The 5,288-nt window shown below is 52.6% G+C and carries 2 protein-coding genes; both read left to right on the top strand.

What is annotated here, in order from left to right; translation table 11 throughout:
* Positions 1-3,019 (top strand): DUF1601 domain-containing protein (locus tag ACO6V1_RS22155; RefSeq protein WP_422468626.1); only part of this gene is annotated, 3,019 nt, incomplete at its 5' end.
* A gap of 59 nt (positions 3,020-3,078) precedes the next feature.
* Positions 3,079-5,288, top strand: a 2,210-nt coding sequence (locus tag ACO6V1_RS22150) for a DUF1601 domain-containing protein (protein WP_422468624.1), incomplete at its 3' end; no start/stop codon positions are given.

The following is a 5,288-nucleotide window of genomic DNA, read 5'->3' as shown; positions in this document are numbered from 1 at the left end:
AACACTGCTTGATGCAATAATATTTAAGTGCAACCAAAAACCTGAAGCCAGGGATATTGATGCCCAGGGTGTCGCCAACCTGTTGTGGGCCATGGCGAAACTGATGGACAACGGGCAGGAGCGGACAGCAGAGCTCAAAGAGGCCGTGGCCGCGCTGTTACCCCACATGAACGCACAGAAAGACCAATTTAAGGCCCAGGGTATCACCAACCTGTTGTGGGCCATGGCGAAACTGGTGGACAACCGGCAGGAGCAGACACCAGGACTCAAAGAGGCCGTGGCCGCGCTGTTGCCCTACGTGAACGCACAGAAAGACCAATTTAATGCCCAGGGTATAGCCAACCTGTTGTGGGCCATGGCGAAACTGGTAGACAACGGGCAGGAGCAGACACCAGGACTCAAAGAGGCCGTGGCCGAGCTGTTGCCCCACGTAAACGCACAGAAAACTAACTTTAGACCACAGGGAATCGCCAACCTGCTGTGGGCCATAGCGAAACTGGTGGACAACGGCCAGGAACGGACACCAGGGCTCAACAAGGCCGTGGCCGCCCTGTTGCCCCACGTGAACGCACAGAAAGACCAATTTATTCCTCAGGCTATCGCCAACCTGCTGTGGGCCATGGCAAAACTGGTGGACAACGGTCAGGAGCAGACACCAGAACTCAAAGAGGCTGTGGCTGCGCTGTTGCCCCACGTAAACACACAAAAAGCTTGCTTTAAACCACAGGAAATCGCCAACCTGCTATGGGCCATGGCGAAACTGGTGGACATCGGACAGGAGCAGACAACAGATCTTAACGAGGCCGTGGCCGTGCTGTTGCCACAAGTGAACCCAGAGAAAGCTAACTTTAAACCACAGGAAATCGCCAACCTGCTGTGGGCCATGGCGAAACTGATGGAGAACGGGCAGGAGCAGACACCAGAGCTCGACGAGGCCATGGCCGCCCTATTGCTCCTCGTGAACGTACAAAAAGTTAACTTTAAACCACAGGGTATCGTCAACCTGCTGTGGGCCATGGCGAAACTGGTGGACAACGGGCTGGAGCAGACACCAGAACTTAACGAGACCGTGGCCGTGCTGTTGCCCCACGTGAACGCTCAGAAAGCTAACTTTAAATCACAGGGTATCGCCAACCTGCTGTGGGCCATGGCGAAACTGGTGGACAACGGGCTGGAGCAGACACCAGAACTTAACGAGACCGTGGCCGTGCTGTTGCCCCACGTGAACGCATACAAAGACCAATTTATTCCTCAGCATATCGCCAACCTGCTGTGGGCCATGGCGAAACTGGTGAACAGCGGGCAGGAGCGAACACCAGAGCTCAAAGAAGCAGTGACCGCGCTGTTGCGCCACGTGAACGCACAGAAAGCTCACTTTAAACCTCAGGAAATCACCAACCTGCTGTGGGCCATGGCGAAACTGGTGGACAACGGGCATGAGCAGACACCAGAGCTCAACGAGGCCGTGGCCGCGCTGTTGCCCCACGTGAACGCACGGAAAGACCACTTTAATACCCAGGGCATTGCCAACCTGCTGTGGGCCATGGCGAAACTGGTGGACAGCGGGCAGGAGCAGGCACCAGAACTCAACGAGGCCGTGGCTACCCTGTTGCCCCTCGTGAACGCAAAGAAAGACCACTTTAATACCCAGGGCATTGCCAACCTGCTGTGGGCCATGGCGAAACTGGTGGACAACGCGCAGGAGAAGATACCAGGGCTTGTGGAGGCCACGGCCGCGCTGTTGCCCCACATGAACGCACAGAAAGCTAACTTTACACCACAGGCAATCACCAACCTGCTGTGGGCCATGGCGAAACTGGTGGACAACGCGCAGGAGCGGACACCAGAGCTCATCGAGGCTGTGGTCGCGCTGCTGCCTCTCGTGAACGCACAAAAAGCTAACTTTACACCACAGGCAATCACCAACCTGCTGTGGGCCATGGCGAAACTGGTGGACAACGGGCAGGAGCGGACACCAGAGCTCAACGAGGCTGTGGTCGCGCTGCTGCCTCTCGTGAACGCACAAAAAGCTAACTTCAAATCACAGGAAATCGCTAACCTGATTTGGGCCATGGCGAAACTGGTGGATAACGGTCAGGAGCAGACACCAGGGCTCAACGAGGCTGTGGTCGCGCTGTTGCCCCTCGTGAACGCACAAAAAGCTAACTTTAAACCACAGGAAATCGCTAACCTGCTATGGGCCACGGCCAAACTGGGTGAACTCGTTGAGCTGAACGTGGCTACCTCTGCATTCGAATCGCTCGTCTATCGAATCAGTGAGAACCTTCAGTTTTCTCAGGAAGGGATATCGATGTCTCTCTGGGGAGTCATGGTATGCTGTGCCAGGTTGGCTCTATACTCCAATACCTATAAAAATAACTTGCTTGAAAAGCACATGGGTGACCTGTTGACTCGCCTGGAAAATACATCGCCAGATAATGAAGATGATCGATCCATCATGATCATGGCCGCAAGTTGGCTTGGCAGAGCGTGTCCGGTCGCCCCCCCTTACCAGACAATCGTTTCAAAACGTCAATCCGACTTCCGCAATCAACTCCAATCATCTATTCCATCTTTGAGGATTGAAGAAGAAAAGAGTCTGAACTCATTACCTCCGGTTGACCTGCTTCTGCCAGATCACAACATTGTGATTGAAGTTCAGGGCCCCTCTCATTACGTGAGTGGTGATTTCAATACCAGGAATGGTTCGACTCTGCTCAAAACCGCACTACTGCAAAAAACAGGATTTGAGGTCATTGAAATCCCGGCTAACCGGCTTTTGAACAACGATTTAATGAAACCCTATATTGATCAAATAAAGACCATGATAGGCACCCCCCCACAGGAGCATGGCTCTGTATCATTTAATAGAGGGTGGGCAGATGCTGCATACGTGACTGGCGAAGAACATTTAGAAGAGCAAACCAATCCAGCAAAGAAGAAGAAGAGAAGAAGAAAACAAACAGTCAGTAATCGCCTGCCTCCCATCATGACTCAAGTAAACTTTTCCGCAAAATGAACTTCTGAACAGAACAGCAGTCTGCTTTTTATATTTTCATGCATTAATGAAATATAATTATGGATAGAAGATCTGCTGGTATCAGTGGTAAATACACAAGATCAGGTAATGATTACAACCAACCGAATGACCATGCCCCTTCTGCAAGGCGTGGGCGATATAGATATGCCACAGTCAGACAGTGGGATAATCCCCCCCGCAATGCCCCGGGGCGTAATGAATTTTACCATTCTTCTGGCACACGCTCTTCTCAACACCTATTGCGCCGTTCAGTAACCCCTGCTCAAGATTTTAATGCCCTCATCAAACAGGAAATAATGGATGATCTGGTGAGTAAATCGGATCGTTTCGGTCATCGCTATAATGGAAAAAATCACAGTCAATATGCCCTTTCAATTAGAAAATACACGTCAGTTGCTAAAAGACCGTTAAACCGGGCGGAACAAAGCCAGCTGATACGTATGCTGCAAAACTTTACCCCAACACGGAGCTGGGATTGGCGAAGCCTGACGACAACACTTCATTCATTTACTTCAGCGGGTGTTTTTACCCCTCATTACCCCATGGATGAGCGTGTTAAGCTTACTCAAGCTCACTTATTGTCAACGCTACTTGATGCAATAATATTTAACTGCAACCAAAAGCCTGAAGGCCGGGATATTGATGCCCGTGGTATCGCCAACCTGCTGTGGGCCCTGGCGAAATTGGTGGACAACGGGCAGAAGCAGACACCCGAGTTCAAAGAGGCCATGGCCACCTTGTTTCCCCTCGTGAACGCACAGAAAGACCAATTTATTCCTCAGCATATCGCCAACCTGCTGTGGGCCATGGCGAAACTGGTGGAAAACGGGCTGGAGCGAACAACAGGACTCAACGAGGCCCTGGTCGCGCTTTTGCCCCGGGTGAACGCACAGAAAGACCAATTTAATGTCCAGGGTATAGCCAACCTGCTGTGGGCCATGGCGAAACTGGTGGACAACGGGCAGGAGCGGACACCAGGGCTCAAAAAGGCCGTGGCCGCGCTGTTGCCCCAAGTGAATGCTCAGAAAGCTAACTTTACACCACAGGGTATCGCCAACCTGCTATGGGCCATAGCAAAACTGGTGGACAACGGGCTGGAGCGGACACCGCAGCTCAACGAGGCCGTGGCCGTGCTGTTGCCACAAGTGAACCCAAAGAAAGCTAACTTTAAACCACAGGAAATCACCAACCTGCTGTGGGCCATGGCGAAACTGGTGGACAACGGGCAAAAGCGAACACCAGAGCTCAACGAGGCCATGGCCGCGTTGTTGCTGCACGTGAGCGCACAGAAAGACCAATTTAAGGCCCAGGCCATTACCAACCTGCTGTGGGCAATGGCGAAACTGGTGGACAACGGGCTGGAGCGTACACCAGGGCTGAAAGAGGCCTTAGCCGCTCTGTTGCCCCTCGTGAACGCACGGAGAGCTACCTTTAAACCACAAAGTATCGCCAACCTGCTGTGGGCCATGGCAAAACTGGTGGACAACGGGCAGGATCCGACACCAGAGTTCAAAGAGGCCGTGGCTGCACTTTTGCACCACTTGAACGCACAGAAAGACCAATTTAATGCCCGGGATATCGCCAACCTGCTTTGGGCCATAGCGAAACTGGTGGACAACGGGCTGGAGTCAACACCAGAGCTCAACGAGGCCGTGGCCGCACTGTTGCCCCACGTGAATGTACAGAGAGCAACCTTTAAACCACAAGGTATCGCCAACCTGCTGTGGGCCATGGCGAAACTGGTGAACAACGGGCAGGAGTCGACACCAGAACTCAACCAGGCCGTGGCCGCACTGTTGCCCCTCGTGAACGTACAAAAATACCAACTTAATGCCCATGGCATTGCCAACCTGCTGTGGGCCATGGCGAAACTGGTGGATAACGGTCAGGAGTGGACACCAGAGTTCAAAGCGGCCGTGGCTGCGCTGTTAACCCACGTGAGCGCACGGAAAGCTAACTTTACACCACAGGGTATCGCCAGCCTGCTGTGGGCCATAGCGAAACTGGGTGAACTCGTTGAGCTGAATGTGGTTACCTCTACGTTCGAATCGCTTGTCTACCGAATCAGTGAAAACCCTCAGCTCTCCAGGCAAGATATATCGATGTCTCTCTGGGGCGTATTGGTATGCTGTGCCAGGTTGTCTCTAGACTCCAATGCCAATAAAAATAACGTACTTGAAAAGCACATGGATGACCTGTTGACTCGCCTGGAAAATACATCACCGGATAATGAAGAGGATCAAACCAC

Source organism: Endozoicomonas sp. ALC013 (assembly GCF_049310205.1).
GTDB lineage: Bacteria > Pseudomonadota > Gammaproteobacteria > Pseudomonadales > Endozoicomonadaceae > Endozoicomonas.
This window is presented reverse-complemented; position numbering and strand designations above follow the sequence as displayed.